The organism is Sphingobacterium paramultivorum (assembly GCF_014109745.1).
Classification (GTDB): Bacteria; Bacteroidota; Bacteroidia; order Sphingobacteriales; family Sphingobacteriaceae; genus Sphingobacterium; species Sphingobacterium paramultivorum.
This window is the reverse complement of record NZ_CP058555.1, coordinates 5930342-5956456: the sequence shown is the minus strand read 5'-3', so window position 1 is coordinate 5956456 and position 26115 is coordinate 5930342. Positions and strand designations below refer to the sequence as shown.

The 26115-nt window shown below is 39.3% G+C and carries 15 protein-coding genes; 12 read left to right on the top strand and 3 right to left on the bottom strand.

All coding sequences use genetic code 11. The features are described 5' to 3' along the window. Positions 1-76 precede the first annotated feature (76 nt). From HS960_RS24650 to HS960_RS24640, 3 genes are all read left to right on the top strand, one after another. Entirely contained in the window at positions 77-2818 is a 2742-nt protein-coding gene (locus tag HS960_RS24650) for a 2-oxoglutarate dehydrogenase E1 component (protein ID WP_153846801.1), read from the top strand. A gap of 64 nt (positions 2819-2882) precedes the next feature. After that, positions 2883-4124: a 2-oxoglutarate dehydrogenase complex dihydrolipoyllysine-residue succinyltransferase gene (gene odhB, locus HS960_RS24645; protein ID WP_153846800.1), complete on the top strand. Its 1242-nt coding sequence runs from the start codon at positions 2883-2885 to the stop codon at positions 4122-4124. Between the two features lie 353 nt (positions 4125-4477). After that, the gene (locus HS960_RS24640) at positions 4478-5548 is read left to right on the top strand and encodes a hypothetical protein (protein ID WP_153846799.1); all 1071 of its coding nucleotides are present in this window, start codon (positions 4478-4480) and stop codon (positions 5546-5548) included. 11 nt (positions 5549-5559) lie between these two features. Here the strand turns inward: HS960_RS24640 and HS960_RS24635 are convergent, their stop codons facing one another. After that, on the bottom strand, positions 5560-7485 hold the full coding sequence (locus HS960_RS24635; RefSeq protein WP_153846798.1) for an LTA synthase family protein: 1926 nt from the start codon (positions 7483-7485) through the stop codon (positions 5560-5562). A gap of 4 nt (positions 7486-7489) precedes the next feature. Further along, positions 7490-9154: an LTA synthase family protein gene (locus HS960_RS24630; RefSeq protein WP_227550232.1), complete on the bottom strand. Its 1665-nt coding sequence runs from the start codon at positions 9152-9154 to the stop codon at positions 7490-7492. Between the two features lie 503 nt (positions 9155-9657). On the opposite strand from HS960_RS24630, the gene HS960_RS24625 reads away from it, so the two are divergent. From HS960_RS24625 to HS960_RS24595, 7 genes are all read left to right on the top strand, one after another. Next, positions 9658-12288, top strand: coding sequence for a valine--tRNA ligase (locus HS960_RS24625; protein ID WP_182330782.1), 2631 nt, complete (start codon positions 9658-9660; stop codon positions 12286-12288). A 441-nt stretch (positions 12289-12729) separates the two neighbouring features. Continuing rightward, positions 12730-13071: a DUF4342 domain-containing protein gene (locus HS960_RS24620; RefSeq protein WP_228280119.1), complete on the top strand. Its 342-nt coding sequence runs from the start codon at positions 12730-12732 to the stop codon at positions 13069-13071. 20 nt (positions 13072-13091) lie between these two features. Beyond that, positions 13092-13466, top strand: coding sequence for a DoxX family protein (locus tag HS960_RS24615; RefSeq protein WP_153846795.1), 375 nt, complete (start codon positions 13092-13094; stop codon positions 13464-13466). Between the two features lie 380 nt (positions 13467-13846). Beyond that, positions 13847-19132, top strand: coding sequence for a translocation/assembly module TamB domain-containing protein (locus HS960_RS24610; RefSeq protein WP_153846794.1), 5286 nt, complete (start codon positions 13847-13849; stop codon positions 19130-19132). Then, complete coding sequence (gene tamL / locus HS960_RS24605) at positions 19104-21428, top strand: translocation and assembly module lipoprotein TamL (RefSeq protein ID WP_227550230.1); 2325 nt, start codon at positions 19104-19106, stop codon at positions 21426-21428. Before HS960_RS24610 ends, tamL begins: the two co-directional genes overlap by 29 nt. 375 nt (positions 21429-21803) lie before the next feature. Next, positions 21804-22742 (top strand): malate dehydrogenase, encoded by a 939-nt coding sequence (locus HS960_RS24600; protein WP_153846792.1) that lies wholly within the window; start codon positions 21804-21806, stop codon positions 22740-22742. 18 nt (positions 22743-22760) lie between these two features. After that, positions 22761-23312 carry a retropepsin-like aspartic protease gene (locus tag HS960_RS24595; RefSeq protein ID WP_227550229.1) on the top strand — a complete coding sequence of 184 codons (552 nt, stop codon included), beginning with the start codon at positions 22761-22763 and terminating at the stop codon, positions 23310-23312. On the opposite strand, the gene HS960_RS24590 is transcribed toward HS960_RS24595, so the two are convergent. After that, positions 23298-24518, bottom strand: coding sequence for an MFS transporter (locus tag HS960_RS24590; RefSeq protein ID WP_153846791.1), 1221 nt, complete (start codon positions 24516-24518; stop codon positions 23298-23300). The two genes, HS960_RS24595 and HS960_RS24590, sit on opposite strands and share 15 nt — an antisense overlap. Before the next feature lie 181 nt (positions 24519-24699). Here HS960_RS24590 and fsa point away from each other — a divergent pair, with 181 nt between their 5' ends. Both fsa and HS960_RS24580 read left to right on the top strand, forming a co-directional pair. Further along, positions 24700-25359 carry a fructose-6-phosphate aldolase gene (gene fsa, locus HS960_RS24585; RefSeq protein ID WP_075994110.1) on the top strand — a complete coding sequence of 220 codons (660 nt, stop codon included), beginning with the start codon at positions 24700-24702 and terminating at the stop codon, positions 25357-25359. Positions 25360-25627: 268 nt separating this feature from the next. Continuing rightward, positions 25628-26056, top strand: a complete 429-nt coding sequence (locus HS960_RS24580; RefSeq protein ID WP_075994111.1) for a Fur family transcriptional regulator — start codon at positions 25628-25630, stop codon at positions 26054-26056. The last annotated feature ends 59 nt before the right edge of the window (positions 26057-26115 follow it).

The following is a 26115-nucleotide window of genomic DNA, read 5'->3' as shown; positions in this document are numbered from 1 at the left end:
TTAAATTATTCAATTTCAGTATTAGAAACTCTTTTTTTATTCATAACTTTGACAAATTTCATAGTTTTAATTGTAAATGGACAATCTGACATATTTGAGTAATGCTGATTCGGCTTATGTCGATGGCTTATATCAATCGTACAAGCAAGATCCCCAATCGGTAGATTTCGGATGGCAAAAATTCTTTGAAGGTTTTGATTTCGGTCAAAATGCTGGTGGAACAACAAGTTCAGTAGGTGAAGCTACTCCTGAGCACGTATTGAAAGAAATCAATGTGCTGAACATGATCAATGGCTACCGTGACCGTGGCCACCTATTCACACACACTAACCCCGTTCGTGAGAGACGTAAATACTATCCTGGCAAGGAATTAGAAACGTTTGGTCTTGCTGAAGCAGACATGAACACCGTTTTTAATGCAGGTGTTGAAGTCGGTTTAGGTCCAGCGACATTAAAAGACATCCGTCAATTGGTGGAGGATACTTACTGCCGTTCTATTGGTGCAGAATTCAAATATATCCGTAACCCAGAAAAAATTAAATGGTTACAGGACCGTATGGAAGCGGACCGTAACATGCCAAAATTCTCTTTGGACACAAAAAAGAGAATTTTAAACAAATTAAACCACGCCGTTGTATTCGAAAACTTTTTAGGCACTAAATTTTTAGGTCAAAAACGTTTCTCATTGGAAGGTGCGGAAAGTTTAATTCCAGCATTAGATTCTGTCATTGAAAAAGGTGCGGAAATCGGTATCCAGGAATTTGTTATCGGTATGGCTCACCGTGGCCGTCTGAATGTATTGACTAATATCATGGGTAAATCTTACAAATCAGTATTCTCTGAATTTGAAGGTAAGACTTATGCAGATGATCCTGAAGTAAACTTTGGTGGTGACGTAAAATACCACTTGGGCTTTTCATCTGAGGTTAAAACAAACGATGGCAAATCTGTCCACTTAAGTTTGGCACCGAACCCTTCACATTTGGAAACTGTAGATCCAATCGTTGAAGGTATGGTTCGTTCTAAGATCGATTTCAAATACGAAGGTGACTCTTCTAAAATTGCACCGATCATCATTCATGGTGACGCAGCAATTGCTGGACAAGGTGTAGTCTACGAAGTAACCCAAATGTCCAAACTTGATGGTTATAAAACTGGCGGTACGGTGCATATTGTCATCAACAACCAGATTGGATTTACAACAAACTACAAGGATGCACGTTCTGGAACATACTGTACAGACGTTGCAAAAATCACTTCTTCACCCGTGTTCCATGTGAACGGTGATGACGCTGAAGCGGTAGTTTATGCGATTAATTTAGCTGTTGAATACCGTCAAAAATATAAAACAGACGTATTTATCGATCTGTTATGTTATAGAAGATTTGGACACAATGAGGCAGATGAACCAAAATTCACGCAACCATTGTTGTATAAAATCATCGAGAAACATCCGAACCCGAAAGAAGTTTATGCTAAAAAATTAATTACTGAAGGAAGTATTGACGAGGCGTATTCTAAAAATATCGAGAAGGAATTTAAAGCTGAATTGCAAACTAAATTTGAGGAATCTAAAACAGTTGAGGTATTGACTGAAGAGATTCCGATGTTTAAAGGTGCATGGGAAGGATTGCGTCCTGCTAAAAAAGGTGAAGTATTAACAACCTCGGATAAAACGAAAGTTGCAAAGGATCTATTCTTAAAATTAGCGAAAGAAATCACAACCTTACCTTCGGACAAAAAATTCTTCCGTAAGATTACACGTTTGTTTGAAGATCGTGCCAAAATGATCAGTGCTGATTCATACGATTGGGCAATGGGCGAATTGATGGCTTATGCGACATTGTTGGATCAAGGTAACCGTGTACGTATCTCGGGTCAGGATGTACAACGTGGTACTTTCTCACACCGTCATGCGGTATTGACGCTTGAAGATTCGGAAGAGAAATATGTTCCTTTAGCCAATATTAAAGGTGGCGATAAATTCTCTATCTACAATTCGTTACTTTCAGAATATGCTGTTTTGGGATTTGAATATGGTTATGCATCTTCTAATCCAAATTCGTTGACAATCTGGGAAGCTCAATTCGGAGATTTCTACAACGGTGCTCAAATCATCGTCGATCAATATTTATCGAGTGCAGAGACAAAATGGAAACGTTCTAACGGTTTAGTTATGATGCTTCCTCATGGTATGGAAGGTCAGGGTCCTGAACACTCTTCAGCACGTATCGAAAGATTCTTAGAGTTATGTGCGGATGAGAATATGATCTTAGCAAACTGTACTACTCCGGCTAACTATTTCCACTTGTTACGTCGTCAACTGGTACGTGAGTTCCGTAAACCATTGGTTGTATTTACGCCAAAATCATTGTTGCGCCACCCTAAAGTGGTATCACCGTTGAAAGATTTTACAGAAGCTGCTTTCCAAGAGGTAATCGATGATGCAAATGTTGCGGCGAAAGACGTTAAACGCGTGTTGTTCTGTTCGGGTAAAGTTTACTACGACTTATTAGAAAAACAAGAAGCGGACAAACGCAAAGATATCGCTATCGTGAGATTGGAGCAATTATTCCCAATTCCTACAGAGCAATTGAAAGCAATCCGTAAAAAATACAACAAGGCAAAAGAATTTGTTTGGGTTCAGGAAGAAAATGAGAACATGGGAGCATGGTCTTACTACTGCCGTAAACTAATGGGTACTGAGATTGCATTTACAGGTTTTGTTGCCCGTAAAGAAAGTGGTAGTACAGCTACGGGTTACATGAAACAACACGTTGCACAACAAGCAGCGATCTTAAATAAATCATTCGAATAAAAACAATTTAAAATCAATTGCGTCTTAATCTATAGGACGCAATTGTCAATAAAGAACATTATATATGAGCTTAGAAATTAAAGTACCAACCGTAGGTGAATCAATCACGGAGGTAACCTTATCACAATGGTTGAAACAAGATGGCGATTATGTGGAGATGGATGAAAACATCGCCGAACTGGAATCAGACAAAGCAACGTTTGAATTACCAGCTGAAAAAGCGGGTATCTTAAGAATCATTGCACAAGAAGGTGATACTTTAGAAATCGGTGCTGTTGTTTGTACAATTGAAGAAGGCGCTGCTCCTGCCGGTGGTTCAGATCCAGCTGCTGCCCCTGCTGCAGAAGCATCAAACGCAGCTCCAGTTGCGGCTGCCGCTGCAAAAGATGAAGATCCAGATAGCTATGCTGCTGGTACAGCTTCTCCTGCTGCTGCAAAAATCTTAAGAGAAAAAGGAATTGATCCTTCTACAATAAAAGGAACAGGTAAAGAAGGTCGCATCACAAAAGAAGATGCCGAAAAAGCTCAACCTGTTGCTAAAGCTGCTGCACCAGCAGCAAAACCTGCCGCTGCTCCTGCTGCGACAGTTGCTCCGGTAGCGGGTTCTAGAAACGAACGTCGTGAGAAATTATCTTCATTACGTAAAACGATCGCAAAACGCTTAGTTGCCGTTAAAAACGAAACGGCTATGTTGACAACATTCAATGAAGTCAATATGCAGCCGATCATGGATCTTCGTACTAAATATAAAGATACCTTTAAAGAGAAATTTGGAATCGGTCTTGGCTTCATGTCATTCTTTACAAAAGCTGTAACCACGGCATTAGCTGAATGGCCTGCTGTGAATGCACGTATCGAAGATAACGAGATTGTCTATTCTGATTTCGCAGATATTTCAATCGCGGTTTCTGCCCCTAAAGGTTTAGTTGTTCCGATTATCCGTAATGCTGATGCAATGTCATTGGAACAAATCGAAAAAGCAATCGCTGCACTTGCCGTTAAAGCGCGTGACAACAAATTAACGATTGACGAGATGACTGGTGGTACATTTACAATTACCAACGGTGGTGTATTCGGATCAATGATGTCTACACCAATCATCAACGCTCCACAATCTGCAATCCTGGGTATGCACAACATCATCCAACGTCCTATTGCTGAAAATGGCCAAGTGGTGATCCGTCCGATGATGTATATTGCACTTTCTTATGATCACCGCATCATCGATGGTCGTGAATCAGTAAGCTTCTTGGTTCGTGTAAAACAATTATTGGAAGATCCAGCTCGTTTATTGTTGGGTGTTTAAACCTCAATAAAATTGGAAAAATAAAAAGAAAAAGACCTATGCTTTGCGGCATGGGTCTTTTTCTTTCTAAAAATAGCTCCTATTATTGGCCAGAAAGAACCGTCAGTTCGTTTTCATTGCTGTTGGTACCTGCTAAATCATGAAGGTTTTTATTGACATCGGAATAGAAACAATATACTTGACAAATATGAATCGGAGATAGACGAATATAAATCACCTTTTTAATTTCTCCCTTTTAATTTTTACTTTCATCTTGTTAAAGATCAAGCATATCCTAATATACAACCGCCCCAATCATGTAAAGGTCGGCATACAAATATGGAACTTGATATTAAGCAGACAATATCAAGCAAATGAAGTATAAAATACTACTAACAACCGTATATCTATTACTCACTGTAATGACATTGTTTGCCAACATGGCAAATCCAATGAGCCCCCATAGCATAACAGGACAGCTTGTTCCTGCCGCAAAGTTGAAAGTCACCAATGAGCGTATTGACATTCATCTTTTGGCAGACACTTCCGATTATAATTCGGACTATCGCAGTCACTTCAGCATTGTCTATAACATCCATGCAGAAGAGGCTATCGAATTGCCACTGGTATTTCTCGCTTTAAATATGGACGGATTGGATCGCATCCTTGTCAATCAGAACGAAATTGCAGGAAAAAAAATGGATCAACCCGATTCAAAATTCCCCTTTTTACGTTTAAAGGATGGCTATTATGAAATCAGCTATGACAGCGATGAATGGAAGCGTATTTCGCTGAATGATGCATTTCATTTTACCGCTAAGCTTCACAAAGGTGATAACAGTATTCAGGTTCAATACAGCGCTTATATGGGCTATGACCGACGTGATATCCGGACGAGATACAAAATTGACTACCTCTTATTCCCTTCCAGATACTGGTCGTCCTTTGGCCCGATTGAACTGTATCTGCACCTCGACGGGAAGATGGATGTACTTACACAAGATCTGGGAACCGCTAAATTACAGACAGATTCCATTGTTCACTGGAGAATTGATCAGGTAGAAAGGAAAGAAAGTTTTCATATCGAAGTCGGCCTGAAAACCTCCTTGTTAGCAAAAGCAATTCTTTGGATACATCCAGAGCTGCTCGCCCTGATCGGGTCAATATGCCTGCTATACTTGCATATCCGCTGTATTTATCTAAAACACAAAACTGGCCAATACCGCTACGCACTCCTACTTGGGAATCTAATCATTCCAAGCTCTTTCTACTTTTTTATTTGGTTTTGGTCCAGTGTGGCCAACTATCTTGTCAATGGAGTCTTTGATGAAAAGTCCCGCGGTTTTATCCTCTTGGTCATCTTCACTTTACCCCTGATCTACCTCGTCTATGATTTGGTTTTGTTTATTATCGATAGAAGCATTCGCGCTAAATTGAACAGGTAGAAAACCGGCTGTTATTTTTTATAGGTCAGCTTGTTTTCAATCATACGATTGTTATATTGCTGGATAAAAGCTTTCATCTTGGTCTCCATCGTATCCAATACCGCTGGATGTTGTTTTAACAGATCCTGTTTCATCAAGCGGTCCTTCTTAAGATCATAAAATGATGTAACTTTCAGTCCATCATAAGACATCATATAATCTTTATAATAGAGATTATAGCTCCCTGAGTTATTATTAAGCACAAAATTATCCTTACCCGGTTTGAAGGCATCTGAACCAAATGCGAAATAAGGCTCATCATAGTGCAGATAATTCAACACTGTCGGCATAATATCTATTTGCTGTACCAATTTATCCGCTTTGCCAACTAGATTATCACCAGGTGCATAAAATATAATAGGGATTTGGAAGCCCCCTGCTGCCGTTTGATATTCGGGCAGGTAGCTTACAGTAGCATGGTCTGCACAGATAACAAATACGGTATTCTTGTACCAGGGCATTTTCGATGCTGTTGCAAAAAATTCACGCAGTGCATTATCGGTATATCCAATGGGTTCCTGTACCGGCAAAGGTCCTTTAGGAAATTTCCCCTGATACTTTTCAGGTACCTTAAATGGGTGATGTGAAGATAAAGAGAAGAAACTAGCGAAAAATGGCTGATGAAACGTATTGATCTTATTCGCTACAAATTGCAAAAATGGTTCGTCCCAGATTCCCCATATACCATCAAAGTCAGCGTCATTGTTATATTCGTTTTTACCAAAATAATGCTGGATACCCGCCAGTTTCATATAAGCGGAGAAGCCCATGCTGCCATTGGGTGCTCCGTGAAAAAAAGCAGTCTCATATCCCTTTTTCCCTAAAAGCTTCGCTAAGCTTGTGGTTTCATTTCCAGAATATATCGAAAGTACAAAAGGCTCTCCTATGGAAGGAATACCGGTAATGACTGATGGTAAAGCATCAATTGATTTACGGCCATTAGCATAGGTATCTGTAAATGTGTAAGCATTGCGGATTAATGAATCCAAAAAAGGCGTATAACCTTTGTATTTTCCACCTTGGATATCTTTATTCAATTCACCAAAATGTTCTTTTGCAAAACTCTCCAAAATCAGAACAACGACATTTTTCTTCGCAAAGGGCTTGTCTGATTGCGGCACATGAATAGGATTGTATAACTGTTCAAGCTCCGTTTCGGAATAATAATGAGCGGGTTTAAGATTGACAGCCTTTAAAGTTTTCAATATACTGAATGGCGTATTCAGCACAATATTCATTTCTTCCGGTGTCTCCACATAATCACCCGCATTGCTCAATGTAATGGGACGGGTACTATGGGCCCAACCGCCACGCACACCACCAATGAAAAGGAAGGCCGTCAATAAAAACAAAGGCAATTGGATCAAAAATGACTTCCAGCTATATTTCGTAGTCCTTTCAATTTGAATAAGTTTATACGATTTAATCAAACCATACACAACCAGTACCAACAGTATGATGAGATACCAATAATCCAAACAGAAATCAAAAGCCAGCTTCATCAGGTTGGATTCATTGGAAAATTGATCAATTACTGTTCCTGTCGTCCTTTTTAGGGTAAATGGATAGTAGGCAAAATCAATCAGATTTAACGCTATACCAATTGAATTGGTCACGACAAAGATCCATTTTGCAACTTTTTGATAGATTTTATTCGATTTAAACGGACCCGGAACAGTCAGCATCACAATATAAAGAATATTAAAATACAGTAGGGCTACAATGTCGAATCGTACACCACCCGCAAACATCACCAAGAGCTTACCTGCATCGACATGAGGAAATAAGGAAGCATTGACGCCATAAAACCCCAATCGCAATAACGCATAGATGACCAAAAGAAAGATAAAACGAATTGCGACAGCAAAATAAGGTGCAAATACTCCTCTTAATTTCATAGCTCTAATATTTTAAAAATTCACGATATACGTCTTGATAGTACGCTTTGCCGATATTCAATAAGCTGTCTGTTTTGCCAGCAGGATATTCTTTATTGGATCTATAATTAATAATCCGTCCTACATTATCGAAAGAAACCGCCTGTTGTGGGGTAATCACACCAAAGGCATCCTTCGAATTGTAAAATGCAATTTGAGGTGTCGTCGGATTAAAAAGATCCCGGCTCCAATGATAACGATCTGTAGGGAGCTTCAATTGTGTCAATAAAGTTGCCGCCAAATCCGTTTGATTGCCGATTCTATTGAATATTTTCCCACGATATTCAGGTTTGATCACATCTCCGAAAAAGATCAGTGGAATATGAAAGCGATTGGGGTGAAATAGCTCCCATTTTTCTGAAGGAAGACGATGTCCATGATCAGCCACAATTACGAAAAGGGTATTTTTATACCAAGCTTCTTTTTTAGCTTTGTTGATAAAATCAAAAACAGCTGAATCCGTATAGTTTGCCGTACTTCGGAATTTATCCGCATTGGTAGCATTGCCAAATTTATAGCCGTGTTTTAACTCAAATGGTTCGTGATTAATTAAGGTAAAGATCGTCGAAAAGAAAGGTTGTTTTTCTTTTTTAAAATCCTTGATCATCTGATTAAAGACCACATGGTCATATACACCCCATGAGGCACGTTCTGCATCCAATCCAAAATTGGCATTATCCACCACCCTAGACATCCCATGCGTCAGCATATACGATTTAAAATTGTAAAACTCGCTCTGACCGCCGTGATAAAATGATGTTTCGTAACCAGCATGATCCAACTCCTGTCCAATGGCAGGCATATTTTCATGTTTGTCGATATACTTGATAATACTCTCGGGTCCTTGTGCCGGAAAACCGCTCAACACGGCTACCATACCTTTGTCGGATCGATCGGCGGCAGAATAAATATGGTCAAACAAAATACCGCCTTTAATCAACTCTTCCATGTGTGGCGTAATTCCCTTTTCCCCGCCAAGAGACTGAATGAGATCGCCGACAAAACTTTCCAACATGATAATAACAACATTCGGACGAGTCGTTGACAATACCTCAACAGCAGAATCAGGTTGGCTTTGAAAGGCGGGTCGTAGCTTGTCCTGAATATCCTTCTGATCCGCATAATAATTATAGGGGTTTTTCAGTTTGGTACTTTCGGCAAAGAAATCCCGTAAAAAAGACCATTGGGTATTAACCGCTGCATGATTATAAAATGTTTCCTCGGAATAATAGGCTTTACTGGGGTTTAATGTTGCTCTCCCATAACCACCACGGATAAAGGTGAAGAGTACAAAAACTCCGATCGCCAGTTTGAAAAAATTACTAACAGGAGATTTGATATTGAAAAAAGAGACTTTTTTAAACATCCAGCGGTACAGAAAATAACCACAGAATATACCGATCAACATCCCAACGATGGGGAGAAACACCGGCGTGGACTCAGCCGAAGCTACAGCACCCGAAGGTGAGGCAAAAAATGCATCGATGGCACGTTTAGAAATCTTATCGCCCCATTCCCGGTAGATGTTAACATTGATAAAGCTTGTCACAAAGAACAATACCAGGACAATAATGGTATAGATATCCAGGATCAGCCGTTTGGGTTTCAGTTTTGGAAAAAAACTTAACATGCAATACACAAGAAACGGCAGCGCACATATATAGGAAACAGCAGAAAAATCTAGGTTCAAACCGTGGTAATAAATTCTGAAAATTTCCGTAAAATTGGAAAAACCTATTTTCTCAAAAAAAGCAGTAACAAAAATCAATCTATCTATAAAACAGATAATTAACCAGAACAGAAAATACTGTGTTAAAGCTCTAAGCTCATTAGCAAATCGTTGCATCCCTTCGTGTAAAAATAAAACAGGCAAATTTACATTAATTTACATAAAATACAGGCTAATTACTTAGTAATATGAAGAAAAGATTAAAAAAGTATAAATCCTGCGTTATGCTTTACCTCACTGCAATAACCGACTCTTTTGCTTAGGAGGATCATCAATGAACTTATTGTTTAGCCTTTATTCATAACTTCTTTTTGTTTGAGAACAAGATCAATGGATTACTAAGGAAAATAACATAGAATTCCTTACTTTTGTGTTCCTTAAAAGTTTGAATACAAAAATTTAAAATGAGCATAGCGAAAACTTACAATCCAAAAGAAGCTGAAGAAAAATGGTACAGCTATTGGAAAGCGAATGGATTTTTCCGTTCCACCCCGGACGAACGTGAACCTTACACGATTGTGATGCCTCCTCCGAATGTCACGGGAGTATTGCACATGGGGCATATGCTGAATAATACCATTCAAGACGTTTTGATTCGCCGAGCACGTATGCAGGGAAAAAACGCTTGTTGGGTACCGGGGACCGATCACGCCTCCATTGCAACTGAAGCTAAGGTCGTCGCTATGTTGAAAGAACAAGGAATTGACAAACGATCTTTATCACGTGAAGATTTCTTAAAACATGCTTGGGAATGGAAGGAAAAATACGGTGGTATTATTCTAAAACAACTCGAAAAACTTGGCGCTTCCTGTGACTGGGATCGCACACGTTTTACCATGGATCCGGAGCTATATCAATCTGTTATCCGCGTATTCGTCGATCTATATCATAAAGGATTGATTTATCGTGGTTACCGCATGGTCAACTGGGATCCTGAAGCAAAAACAAATATCTCAGACGAAGAGGTTATTTATAAAGAGAAAAACGGCAAATTATACCACCTGAAATATCAGGTTGAGGGAACAGATCAATATATTGTTGTGGCGACTACCCGCCCTGAAACCATCTTTGGTGACACAGCCGTGTGTATCAATCCCAATGATGAGCGCTATACCTGGTTAAAAGGAAAGCAAGTCATTGTGCCGATCGTTGGCAGAAAAGTGAACATCATTGAAGATGAATATGTGGATTTGGAGTTTGGTACAGGATGCCTTAAAGTTACTCCAGCGCACGATGTGAATGACTACGCACTAGGTAAAAAGCACAACCTGGAATTTGTCGACATCTTTACCGACGAAGCAAAACTGAACGACAATGGCCTGCATTACGCTGGTATGGATCGTTTTAAAGTCCGTAAGGAAATCGAGAAAGAGCTGGAGGAAAAAGGATTGTTGGAGCAAGTTGAAAACTATACCAATAATGTTGGAACTTCAGAGCGAACAGGTGCTGTTATTGAGCCTAAAATTTCCAATCAGTGGTTCCTTAAAATGGAAGACTTGGCAAAACCTGCATTGGATAATGTCATGGACGATACCATTAAATTTCATCCGACGAAATTCAAAAATATTTACCGCAACTGGATGGAGAATATTACCGACTGGAATATCTCAAGACAATTGTGGTGGGGACACCAAATACCGGCGTATTTCTATGGCGATGGTAACGAAGATTTTGTGGTTGCACAAACGGTTGAAGAAGCCCTTGTTTTAGCGCAGGAAAAATCAGGTAATACAACTCTTCAATTGACAGATCTACGTCAAGATGAGGATGTGCTTGATACCTGGTTTTCAGCTTGGCTATGGCCAATTTCGGTTTTCAATGGCATCAACGAACCAGAAAATGCAGAAATCAACTACTATTACCCTACGCAAGATTTAGTCACTGCCCCAGACATCATTTTCTTTTGGGTAGCACGTATGATCGTTTCAGGATATGAATTCCGCGGACAATTGCCTTTTGAAAATGTCTATTTCACAGGTATTGTACGCGACAAACTGGGCCGCAAAATGTCTAAATCACTGGGCAACTCTCCTGATCCGATTGATTTGATGAATGAATATGGTGCAGATGCTACGCGGATGGGAATGTTATTGACTGCTCCAGCAGGTAATGACCTTCCATTTGATGTAGAACTTTGTGTACAGGGCCGTAATTTTGCCAATAAGATCTGGAATGCCTTTCGCTTGGTTAAAGGCTGGGAAATTACAGCTACTCCGGATTCAGATAAGATTTCGGCATCTTGGTTTGAAGCAAGGTTAAATCAAGCCTTGGTCGATATCGAAGAAAACTTTAAACACTATCGTTTATCAGATGCACTGATGACAACCTACAAATTGGTATGGGATGACTTCTGTGCCTGGTACCTTGAATTAGTGAAACCGGCTTATGGTTCCCCTATTTCTAGCGAAACCTTAGAAACAGTAAAATCTTTTTTCCAACGTATACTCACTTTAGTACATCCTTTCATGCCCTTCATAACAGAAGAATTGTGGCATGACGAACTGTTCGGTGTAAAAGACGAGAAAGATTGCATTATCGTAGCCGCTTATCCTACAGCGAATGATTTTGATGAGCAGCTTATAAAAGATTTCGCTATCGCTCAACAGATTATTTCGGAAGTTCGGAATATTCGCAATTCTAAAGGTATCTCCCCTAAAGTTGCTTTACCATTAGCAATCAATCAACAATCGGACATCAATCTGGAGCAATATATTGATATTATCACCAAGATTGCAAACCTGGAGGGTGTAACTTTTGTTTCCGAAAAAATAACTGGTGCAGCAAGTTTCCTTGCTGGCAAAGACGAATGTTATGTTACCTTGGAGAATAATATTGATGCGGATGCGGAGCGTGAGCGTATTACCAAAGAATTGGAATACTTAGAAGGCTTCTTAATTTCAGTAGACAAAAAGCTTTCCAATGAACGGTTTGTGCAAAATGCAAAACCCGAAATTGTCGAAAACGAAAAAAGTAAAAAGGCTGATGCCGAAGCGAAGATTAAAATTCTTCAAGAAAGCTTAACAGCATTAGGTTAATAGCTAATCTATAAATCTCGAAAAGTCCCGCGCAATGCACGGGACTTTTTTTATGTTTAACGAGCGATCAAATTCGGAGATCATTCGGTGCTTGTTCGGTACTTCTTCGGAGCTCGTTCGGTGCTTGTTCGGTGCTTCTTCGGTTACAAGCGAATAAGCACCGTTAAATATCCGAAGTATATCCGATAAAAAACCGCATTAAGAGTGGATATGATTGACAATTGTACCTCATGAAGAGCACGAACTTTCACGAAAGAGCCAAACGGACGGCTCAAGTAAATTTTGATCCGTCATGCACAGGCAATGTATAGCACAAGGATATATGATAAAACTTTTGAAACAAGAAGCAAAGCGCTTTGCTCTATTCCAAAATAACAATACAGCTTATTAATAACCAAAGATCAACCATGCTGATAACTTTATATAAATTCCTGTAAAAAAATGAATAACTTTATAAGAGCGAACTTAAATTATATCATTATGGGATTCAAAGAGACATTTCAGATTAACGGTGAAAACCTTTTACAAAAGATCAAAGAAATCATTGCTGAGGGCAATGTGAGCAAAATCAGCATTTCGGACAAACATGGCAAAGAAATTATGAGCTTTCCGGTAACTGTTGGTGCCATAGGCTTGATCCTAGCACCTGTTTTTGCAGCAATCGGTGCTGTAGCCGCATTGCTTACAGAATGTACGATCACTGTAGAACGAAATACAAACAAGGAAGAAAAAGACAAAGAAGATAACAGCACTGATCCCCCTACAACGATAACCGTAAAATAATCAATTTAAAATTGACCGTTATGAAGATCTTTAAAAACATACTTTGTATTTTATTTGCCTTGTTATTCATCAATGCAGGGCTGGATAAACTTTTTCATTATATGCCTACGCCACCAATGGATATGGACATGAAAAAAGTATTTGAGGCTTTTGCCACGATCAAATGGCTAATGCCACTGGTTGGAATCATCGAACTCTTGGGCGGTTTATTGTTCATTTTTCCAAAAACAAGAACGCTGGGTGCATTGGTCATCTTCCCAATACTCATTGGTATTTTTACCCACAACATGATTTTTTTTAGCCAACAGGGACTAATTATTTGGGCTGTACTTTTTATTATTTGGTTATGGGTGGTATTCGAAAACTGGGGCAAGTATAAAAAACTGATGGAATAATTGCCTATATTCTTCTCCAAAACGAATATTCAGCAGGATACTGCATGTATTAAATACCTATTACTTTGACAAATTGATAGGTATTTAATGTTTTTATTAACATAAAATTAAAAAACAAAAAACTTTGTACGACTAGAATGGTTTGGTCAATTATTTGATGTGTTTTTAGAACATTCCCACGATAAAATGATTTTATACAAGGGAAATGGAGAACTGTCTAATATTTGCTAGCAAGTATAGCACATAAATTAAACTTGCATTTACACGCAAATTTATCTTAGTTTGCTGAAATAGTGGCGATATACGTTATATATCTGAAAACTTAGCAAACTTTTTTCCGTTTTAATTTTTATTAATAGATACTTAAATCAAATTATACGTTGAACAGATTTACCCGAATTGCTTTCAAAACAATATTGTGGATTATTGGAGTAATAATTGCGCTGGCTATTTTAATCGTATTTTTAATCAGAATACCCTCCGTTCAGAATTATATTGCCGGAAAAGTAACGCAATATGTAGAGGGAAAGATTGGTACACCTGTTAAAATTGGCTACATTAATATTGATTTCCCTAAAAAACTGGTTTTACAGGATATCTATTTAGCTGACCAAAGCAAGGATACCTTAGTGGCAGGAAAAAGCATAGCTGTCGATATCAACATGCTAAAACTTCTGAAAAATACCGTTGAAATTCAGAGCATTGAAGCAGAAGGAATCACGGCAAAAATTCGACGTACATTGCCAGACAGTTCATTCAACTTTGATTATATTGTTAAAGCTTTCGCTTCTCAAAAGGAAAGCAAACCGACTGCAGACAGCAGTTCAGCCCTTCTATTTAACCTCGATAAAGTCAAATTTGATAAATTTCATATTGTCTATGCCGATGATGTTATTGGAACGAGTGCTGATGTTTATCTGAACAGCCTAAATACCAACATCAAGAAGTTCGACCTCACAAAAAACATGGCCTTCAATCTGCCCAAAGTGAAGGTAGATGGTCTGAGTGCCACAGTGAAACAGTGGCGACCAGTTGTTGATGGCACGGCACCCACGGTCAAAGATTTTGGCATTACAGATAAAACGGCACAAGTAACCACCTTGCTTCCCGATGTCGGTATACAGATTGCTGACCTGACCAATATCTTAGTGCGCTATGAGGATCAATCTAGCCTGCTGAACACAAAATTTTATATCAAAAATCTTCATGCAGACATTAACAAGATCGACCTTAATAAAGAACTTGTCGATATTCAAACGATCAATCTTGACGGTTCAGACAATAATGTGCTCTTTGGAAAGATCCAGAAAAAAGTAAACACAGAAGCGAAAAACACCACGGATACCACCAAAATAAACTGGGTTGTCTCAGCCAAAGAAATCCAAATCAACAATACAAGCTTAGCGTATAGAGACAACAATCAGGCCCGTATGAAAGGCTTTGATTACTTCAACATTAAGATCCCTGGAATGAAAACCAGTTTAAATGATCTTTACTATAGCGCTGATTCGATCAGTGGATCATTAAAAGAGCTTGTAGCCTCTGATCATTCCGGGTTTGTGATCAAGCAATTGAAGGGGGATTTTAAGTATACAAATACAGGTGCGGAGATCAAAAACCTGTACGCAGAGACACCACGTACCCTATTGCGTGATTACTTAAAAGTAACCTATCCATCTTTGGATATTATTGCCAAAAAGCCAGAGCTGATCTATGTCAATGCAACGATCAAAAAGAGCCACGTAGATATGCGCGACATCTACTATTTTGCTCCTTTTTTGGATACCATGCAGGTGATGAAACCATTGATGGACAAAAAGTTTAATATTGATGGTCGCGTTGTGGGTAAGGTAAATGATTTAAATATTCCGGCAATTGATTTCCAGACTCTGTCCAATACACGTGTCATTGCAAGTCTGCATTTAAAGGGTCTACCCAATGTTGATAAAATGTCAATGGATCTTAATTTAAAGAAATTGACTACAGGACGTTCCGATATCGAAAAGCTGGTTTCAAAAAAAATGCTTCCTAGCGGAATAGAGCTGCCCAATACGATCGGCCTTACCGGAACTTTTAACGGTGGGATGAATGCCTTTAACACCAATCTTTCGCTGGTAACAGAGAAAGGAACAGCCAAATTCAATGGTAAAGTAGGCATGATAGGCCGGGATACAACCTATGATGCATTTGTCAGTATTCGTGATTTTGACATTGGTAAGATCATGAAAATGGACAGTACCTTAGGTATACTTTCATTTGAGGGAAAAATCAAAGGTCATGGAACAGATCCGAAGAAGCTTGTCGCCAATTTTGATGGCAAAGTAAATCGAATGGATGCTATGGGTTATCGTTATCAGAATATCGATATGAATCTCACTGCGGACAAAGGGGATATTAAAGCTTCTGTTGTCAGTCCCGATCCTAATATTCAATTGAAGTTAAATGCAACGGCCAACATGAAGGCCAAATATCCACAGGTGGATTTTGAGCTTATGGTAGATACCATTAATCTTAAAAACTTAAAATTAATGGATGATGAACTCAAATACCATGGTAAACTTGTGGGCAATTTCAGTTCAGCCGATCCGAATTTTTTAAATGGGGAGGCACATATCACCAATTCATCCATTCTTTACAACGACGCATATTATACTTTAGACAGCATTTCACTTGTTGCAAAAGCCGATACCAGCCGCAATTTGCTGCTACTCAAATCGGACTTTTTGAATGCCCATTTGGTCGGGAAATACAAAATTTTAGAGTTGCAGAATGCCATTCAAGACATTTTACAGGTATACTACCAGCCGGGAAAAGCTGTTAAAGTTCCCAAATATGAGCCTCAGAATATTGAGTTTTCCGCCCAATTGACCAGGACTAAATTTATAAAGGACTTCCTTCCGGAGCTGACGGAAATGTCTGATATTACGTTGGATGGTATGTTCAATAGTCAGTCAAAAACTATTCTTGCCAAGTTGGATGCCCCTAAAATCACCTATAGTGGTACCGAAATCAATAACGTTACGCTGGATATTAATACCTTGGACAGTACACTTTACTACTCGGCCTTGATCAATAAAATCAAGGTGAGCAATATCGAACTCGTGAATACAGTCTTCAGTGGTAAAGTCATTCAAAATAATTTGGATTTTGGCCTTTGGATTAAAGACAAGAAAGAGAAAGAGCAGTATCATTTGGGCGCCAATATGCGCGTTGATAATGGAGCATTTGTTTTTAGTCTACTTCAGGATGGCCTTATGCTGAACTATGACAAGTGGACGATAAATCCAAACAACGTGCTCAAATTTGGAAGCACGGGTATTCAGGCCAATGACTTTATCTTAAGTAATAAAGGACAAGAGCTGAGTATATCATCGCAGGACAGTGTGCTCAATTCGCCACTCAACATTGCCTTTAAAAATTTCCGCATTGAGACATTAAGTAAAATGCTTGAAAGTGAAACAGTCGATCTTGGCGGCGGGATTAATGGTCAGGCAACCATATCACGTTTGGAAAGTAGCCCTGTATTTGTATCCGATCTTACGATCGACAAATTTTATATTGGACAAGATACTGTCGGTAATGTCAACATAAAAGTTAACAATGAAAAGGAAAACACCTATAATGCGAATATCAGTATCAGTGAAAATGGCAACAATGTCGTATTAAGTGGTGATTTTATCAATCCTCCAAAGGGAGAAGCAACCCTGGATTTCACCTTAGATATTGCGCCACTCTCCATGCAGACGGTTCAGGCATTCAGTTTGGGTTATCTAAAGGACTCGAAGGGAAATCTTGAAGGCCAGTTAAAAATAACGGGATCGCCATCCAAACCACTCATTAATGGCGATGTGAAGTTTAAAGATGCACAATTCAATATTGCTATGTTGAATGCACTTTTCAAAGCTAAAGATGAAACCATTCATCTGGATGAAAGGGGTATTACTTTCCCAAAATTTGCATTGGAAGACAAGAAAGGAAATATTGCCAAGGTAACAGGATCCATAGAAACCAAAACATATACTGATTTTGATTTTAATCTCAATATCAATACAGACAATTTTGAGGTACTCAATTCAACACAAAGCGACAACGACATGTTCTATGGTAAAATGTATCTTACGTCGAACCTTCGCATTCGGGGGAATCTTGATAAGCCTATCGTTGATGGTACAATCAAGGTATTAGATGATACCGATTTCACCTTTGTTATGCCAAACGAGGATCCTGGGATGGCGGATCGTAAAGGTGTTGTCGAATTTGTTGATAAGAGTGATACCACAAGAGCCAACGTATTTGCTAAATTAGATTCTATGACCGTAACCCGTCTGACGGGAATCGACGTAGATCTGAATCTTCAAACGGATAAAGATGCCAAATTTAAGATCCTCTTGGATGCCGGTTCACAGGATGCACTGAATATCCAAGGAGAAGCGGAACTGAATGCAGGCATTGATGCGAGCAGCAAAATTACCTTGTCAGGTACATTTACCGTAGACAAAGGGAGCTATTCATTCAGTTTTGGTCCCGTAAAAAAAGATTTTACATTCCGAAAAGGAAGTACGATCACCTGGAACGGAGATCCCTTGGATGCGCAGCTTAATATCACAGCAGCATACACAACCAAAGCACCAACCCTGGAGCTTGTAGCGACGCAACTGGGATCGGAAAACGCTAATTTATACAAGCAACGTATTCCTTTCAATGTCTTGTTGAAGATTACTGACAAATTGTTCCAACCGCAACTTAATTTTGATATCGACTTGGACGAAAACAACTCAGTTGTTTCCCAAGATGTGATCAGCAAAGTAAATAACGCATTGACCACCTTGCGTGAAAATCCATCTGAACTTAACAAACAGGTCTTTTCACTCATCGTTTTAGGACGCTTTATGTCGACCAATCCATTTGAAAGTTTATCCGGTGGCGGTGGCACAGAAGCCATTGTCAGAAATAGCATCAGTTCATTCCTGAGCGGTCAATTGAACCGCCTTGCCTCCGAGCTTATCACCGGAGTAGAACTGGATTTCAACTTAACTTCGGAAGAAGATTATGCTACTGGAGCGGGCCAAACCCGAACAGATCTGAATATCGGTGTATCTAAAATGCTTTTAAATGATCGTCTAAAAATTACCGTTGGTTCTAATTTTGAAGTTGAAGGAAATACACGTCCGGGAGAAACCGCCAACAATATTGCTGGGGATATCCAATTGGATTATCAACTTTCGCAAGATGGTCGCTATTTTGCACGGGTATATCGTAAAAATCAATATCAGGTTACGCTCCAAGGCCAATATGTAGAAACAGGTATCGGATTTATCATCAATATGGATTACAACAGGTTCCGGGAAATCTGGATGAGTTCGAAAAAACTCAAAGCGTACTATGACACGAATAGCAAAGGTTTCAGAAAACGATTTGATGTAGAACGTATGGAAACTGATTCAGTCTATCGTGATAGTGTACGCACGGTCATCAGAGATAGTTTGATGACCCATAGCCCTGAGTACAGAAAACGTATGGAGGAAAGAGAACAAGAGAAACGTAAACAACAGTTGGACTCCAGTAAAAACACGCCGAAAAGCGATAGTCCAAAATCAAATATAGATACCATCAGAACGACAGCTATAAAAAATGAAGATGAGGAAAGGAGTTATCATGCAAGCTAAACTAAAGTATATTGTTGGAATAGTTTCATTCGCTGCATTTATAGCATCCTGTTCTTCAACCAAGAATCTGAAAGAAGGGGAAAGCTTATATGTTAAAGGCAACGTGATAGTCGATTCGGACACCATCTCCAAGGAAAACAAGGAAAAGATTGCGACCCATTTAGAAGCGGCATTGATGCCCAAACCCAATAAACGTCTAGCTGGCGTACCATTTAAGCTGTACTTCAACAATATGGCCGGTGATTCTGTGGGGAAAAACATCATTAAAAAATTCCTCAAGAAAATTGGTGAAAAACCGGTATTGTTGAGTGATGTCAATCGCGAGTACAATGAGAATCTACTGCGCAACCGTCTGGAGAATTTTGGTTTCTTTAATGCTGAAGTAAAATCTGACACTTTAGTTGAAAACAAAAAAGCAACGGTTAATTATACGGCAAAGCCAAATTTTATCTACCGAATAAGATCTGTTCAATTTGATATTGACAGCACAACGCAGCTGGGTAAAGATATCCGTTCGAGCTCCGATAAAAGTCTCTTACAGGTGGGCAAAAATTATAGCCTTGATGTTATCCTAAATGAGCGTGACCGCATCGACAATGACCTCAAAAATAAAGGGTATTATTATTTTAGCCCTGATTACATCCTGGTTCAGGTAGACAGTTCACACCGGAACAACAAGGTCGACATGTATGTTACTGTAAAGAAGGAAACACCGGCACAGGCGAGGGTACCGTCAAAGATCAATAAAATCTACGTTTACCCGAACTACACGGAAACGAGCACCGGTTATCAGCGATCCACCCGTAACGCAGAACTATATGATAGCAGCTACTATTTTATAGACCGCCAGCATCTTTATAGAAAGCCTGTTATCGCGAATCATATCTTCTTCCATCCCGGCGACGTCTACAACCGTAATGCCCACAACCAAACCATCAGCCATCTGGTGAATCTCAATAGCTGGAAATTTGTCAAAAACAATTTTGTTGACAGCAAAGAAGTACCCAACGCACTGGATGTCTACTATTACCTGACTCCATTGCCAAAAAAATCACTCCGCGTGGAACTTTTGGGAAAAATGGCTTCGGTATACAATGGTACGGAAGTCAATGTTAACTGGACTTTACGCAACGCATTTAAAGGTGCGGAGCAGTTGAGTTTTAACGTCTTCGGCGGTTATGAAACCCAGACTGGTGGATCGGCTGACCTCAATTCGAGTTATTATCGCTACGGAATGGAGGCTACCTTGACCTTTCCCCGAATATTGTCCCCATTTGGAAGAATTTCACCATCAAGACGTTTTATCCCGAAGACCTATGTCAAAGGCCGCTATGAGTTTTTAAATCGACGCAAAGCATATACCTTAAATTCGATCGCATTGGATTATGGTTATATCTGGCAAGAGTCTGAAGAGAAACAGCATGATCTCGCTTTAATGGAGATTACCTATGTTCAGCCTAAAGGTATTTCAGAAAACTACCAAAAACAGATGGATACCATTCCAGCTTTAAGACATGCGATCGAACCACAATTCACAATTGGTCCGAACTACAACTTTACGTTTCAAAACACGATGAAGCAGCATTTGAAAAATACATTTTATTTCAAAGGCAACTTGGACCTCTCAGGGAACATACTCGGTTTGATAAAAGGAGCAGATTTCAATAAAGGGAAAACGTTCAAATTATTTGACGCTTATTTTTCGCAATATATCAAGATCAGCGGCGATGGTAGACATTATTTAAAGTTATCGGAGAATTCGCAACTTGCGTCGCGGGTCAGCTTGGGTTTGAGTTATTCCTATGGGAACTCCCGATCACTTCCCTATTTAAAACAATATTATGTAGGTGGCCCTAATAGTATCCGTGCCTTTGGTGCCCGTGCGATTGGTCCAGGAACAGTAGCACCTGAAAAATTAAGCAACGGCCTCTTCTATGCCGACCAAACCGGTGACATCAAATTGGAACTGAATACCGAATACAGAGCCAAATTAGCAGGCTTTGTTCATTGGGCAGCATTTATTGATGCGGGTAACGTATGGTTGCAGCGAGACGATGTCAACAAACCGGGTGGAAAATTCAGCAAGAACTTTTTAAATGAACTGGCCGTTGGTGGCGGAGCGGGATTACGCTTCGATTTTACCTTCTTGATTATTCGTACAGATATGTCAATACCATTCCGTATCCCTTATCTTCCTAAAGGCGAACGTTGGGTATTTAAGGATATCGACTTTGGAAGCTCAAAATGGAGAAAGGATAATTTGATGTTCAACCTAGCCATCGGCTATCCGTTCTAGGATTTCAAATTTGATTTACACGATAGAAATAACAGGCTTGAACGAATTTCAGGCCTGTTATTTTTTTTACTATTTTATAAAAGTCGTCGACATTAGACGGCGTTATCATGAGCTGTTATCACAAACCAATTCTCGTTCTATTCCTTATGTCAAAAAACAAGTTATTCCCGCTAAATACATTGATTTACTGATAATAATTGATTAAATTCAAGAATTATTTAATAATCCACATAAATGCTCATGAAATATCCATATAAAAAAAGCACAAGCATTCGTGAAGATGGACCGGATATCCTATGTGGCATAAAAACCGCCGAAGGCGGCATGCATATTTAAGCGGAAAAATTAGCTCATGAATAAACAAATAATTTACATATGAAAGTAACTATTGTTGGTGCTGGAGCTGTAGGAGCAACTACAGCGGACAATTTAATCCGTCGAAATGTCGCAGAGGAGATTGTACTATTGGATATTAAAGAAGGTTTTGCAGAAGGCAAAGCGCAAGATATGGCACAAACCGCCGCCTTATTGGGTTTTGAATCAAAAATCAAGGGGGTAACCAATGACTATCTTTCAACTGCAGGTTCTACTGTTGCCGTCATTACATCGGGAATTCCACGTAAACCTGGAATGACACGCGAAGAATTGATTGGGACAAATGCCAATATTGTCAAGTCCGTTGTCGAAAACTTAGTAAAACACTCTCCGGATATTATCATTGTCATTGTATCTAATCCCATGGATACTATGACCTATCTAGCACTTAAATCAAGTGGATTACCTAAGAATAGAATTATTGGAATGGGAGGCACATTGGATTCAGCCCGATTCAAATATCAACTGAGTGAAAAACTGAATGCTTCTGCGGCCGATCTCAATGCCATTGTCATTGGCGGTCATGGAGATACAACGATGATTCCACTCATCAAGCACTCCACGTGGAACAGTATTCCAGTCACTGATTTCCTTACCCCGGAAGAGCAAGGCGAAATTGTACACAAAACTATGGTTGGTGGAGCAACATTGACCAGCCTAATTGGTACCTCAGCCTGGTATGCTCCGGGTGCCGCAACAGCTGCTGTCGTCGAAAGTATCGTACGTGATCAAGGAAAATTATTTACAGCATCCGTCTATTTGGAAGGTGAATTTGGCCAAGAGGATATCAATCTTGGAGTACCGGTTATCATCAATAAAAAAGGATGGGATCGCATCGTCCCCATTCAACTAGATGAAGAGGACAAAGAAAAATTCAATAAAAGTGCAGAAGCAGTACGTACAATGAATAATGTACTGAAAGAAATAAAAGCGCTTTAGTTCATAAACGATAAAAAGATGAAAAGCTGTTATTCCATAAATAACAGCTTTTTTTATGAGCGTTCAACACACAATGCGGGTTTTAAAATTTCTTTTTTAAGGGAATTTTTGGGTATGTTTGGCTATATGACAACAGTACCATTTCAATTATTGGATTTGCAAGGCCAGGGCACACACATTTTAGTCGATATAGAAATATATAATCGTTCGTTCAAGATGGTAGTTGATACTGGCGCATCTAAAACTGTATTTGATAAAACACAATTGGGGCATCTTTTAGAGGACCAATTGCAGCTTGAGCCTTCAGAAACATTATCAACAGGACTTGGCACCAATTCAATGGAGAGTTTTAATATAAAAATTCCGAGTCTGACAATTGGTGAATGGCAGATAAAAAACTTAAATACTGCGGTATTGGATTTAAGCTCGATCAACTATGCCTATCAGCAGATGGATCTAGAACCAGTGATCGGCGTATTGGGCGGAGATATTTTTGCAGACTATGGCGCTGTCATTGATTATGCAAAGCGCACCTTAAAATTAAGAACCCGGAAATTAAAACTTAAATAGGCGTTTGTGGATATGGAGCCGGAGATAGCCATAGTACACTATTGCGATCAATATACCCAATCCACCCATGACGTATAATGTCGTTCGAAGCCCACAATAACTGGCTAAGGAACCTATCATCAATGTACCAATGGGAAATATCCCCTGAAAAGCCATCACGTAATACGAGATTGCCCGGGCACGATAGATCGGTATGGCATGCGTTTGAATATACGTATTGATACTTGAGTTTTGCATCATCATGGCAAAGGATACCAACATCACATAGACGAGTGCCATCTGCAGCATACTCGAATGCGCCAAAAACAATAATGCAACTCCCATAAGCGCAGCAGCCCCCATCACCTGATAGCGCAAATTGGTACCCGATTTTAAACGGGCCATATTAAATGCACCAATCATGGCACCCAGGCCGGCCGCACTTTCAAACCAGGAGAACGTACGTTCATCACCATGAAACATTTCTTTTGCTATGGCTGGCAGCAACGAGGTATAAGGAATAACAATCAAGCTGGAGAATGTCATGATAATAATCAGTGAGGAGATATGCGGTGAACGTTTAAGGTAACGAAAGCCTTCGACCAAGCCTTCCCAATTGCTTCCCTTGCTCAGTTGAACATGTGTTTCATCAACCTGCATCATCAATAATGTAATAATGACCGGAACAAAACTGATAAAGTTCAGGGCAAAACAGACGAGTTCACCGTATGTACTCAGTAAAATACCTCCTATTGCAGGCCCCAACATTCGGGCACCATTGAAAATTGTTGAATTCAGCGCTATGGCATTCGGCAGATCTTTACGGTCCCCAACCAAATACATCATCAGCGACTGACGCCCCAAAACATCGAAGGAATTAATGACTCCTTGTATAAGACCTAAGATGGAAAGCCATAAGACACTCTCCCATTTCAGATAAACGACCAGGGTCAAGATCCCAGCCTGTATCATCAGACCAATTTGGGTTATCAGAACCAATTTATACTTTTTATGCTTATCGACAAAACTGCCGATAAATGGAGACAGGACCAAAGAAGGCAATAGGGAGATAAACTGCACAAAACCAAGCCAAAACACAGATCCGGTCAATTCATAGACTAACCAACTGATGGCTATCCGCTGCATCCAAGTTCCCATAAGGGAAATTGCTTGACCTATAACATGTAACCGGAAATTTCTATAATGGAGCGAACGAAAAACCTGCATACGTAAAGATAATACTATATTAAAAGTATAACAAAAAATTAGGAGAAGAGATTCTTTTTTGCTAAAATAAAGATACAATAGGTGAAAATCAATGCTTCAATACTGGAATATAATCAATAACTTTGCATCATTATTTTGAACATTAGAATAATCAAATAATTATCATTCAATAACATATACAATGAAATTTTTTATTGACACAGCGAACCTAGAGCAAATCAAAGAAGCCCAAGACTTAGGCGTATTAGACGGGGTAACAACCAATCCAAGTTTAATGGCTAAAGAAGGTATTAGCGGTGATGAAAACGTAATCAACCATTATAAAGCGATCTGTGCAATCGTTGATGGCGATGTCAGTGCTGAAGTTATTTCTACAAATTATGAAGAAATGATCAAAGAAGGAGAAGCGTTAGCAGCTCTTGACAGCAAGATAGTTGTCAAAGTCCCTATGATCAAAGATGGCGTAAAAGCAATTAAATATTTCAGCAAAAAAGGTATTAAAACAAATTGTACATTGGTATTTACAGCTGGTCAAGCACTATTGGCTGCTAAAGCTGGGGCAACCTATGTATCTCCTTTTATCGGTCGTTTGGATGATATCTCTACAGATGGATTAGCGTTGATCGAAGATATTCGTTTAATCTATGACAACTACAACTATCCTACACAAATTTTAGCAGCTTCTGTACGTCACAGCGCACACATATTAGGATGTGCTAAAATCGGTGCTGATGTTATGACTGGTCCTTTATCAGCGATCCTAGCCTTATTGAAACACCCATTGACAGACAGCGGTCTAGCGACATTCTTAGCTGATCACGCTAAAGCTGCAGGCAAATAAGATTCCTATATTTCCATATAGTAACGAAAACCGATAAGTAAGATGACACTAATCTTAAACTTATCGGTTTTCTTATTTTTAATAGATTCCGTATTTTTGTACTGTCAAAAGCATCTCTGAGAAAGGAAATGGTCCGTTTATGTTCGTTAATGGTCTATGCAAAGGGGAAAAAATACGATGAATAAATTCGTCGGATAGTTTTTAAACTTGCAAATAAAAGTAAATTTCTCTTAGTTTGTATTTGATCTAAGGCTTAACGAAGAAATCCATGGAAGATTCCAACACTGTATATCCAGAAATTCTCAAACGAAATAGTTTAAAAGTTACCCAACCCCGGTTGAAGGTACTTGAAATTATTTCGAGGAAAGAGTCCGCAATTTCACAGCCGGAACTGGAGAAATTACTGGGCAAGGATATTGACCGTGTCACATTATACCGGGTATTGGCCAGCTTTGAAGAGAAAGGGATTATCCATAAAATCTTTGATCTCCATGGTACAGCTACTTACGCCATGTGTTCGACAAACTGTTCAGAACATGATCATCATGACCAGCACGTACATTTTATTTGCCGGGTATGCAATTCGGTGTACTGTCTGGAAGATATGATCTTACCAAAAGTATCGATCCCAGAAGGCTTTAGTCTCGAAGCGATAGCCGTAAATGCACTTGGTGTGTGCAATCATTGCAAAAAGTAAATCAGGCTGTACGAATCCAAAACTATTTTTCGGCTGAGCTGTCTATACATTGGCTATCG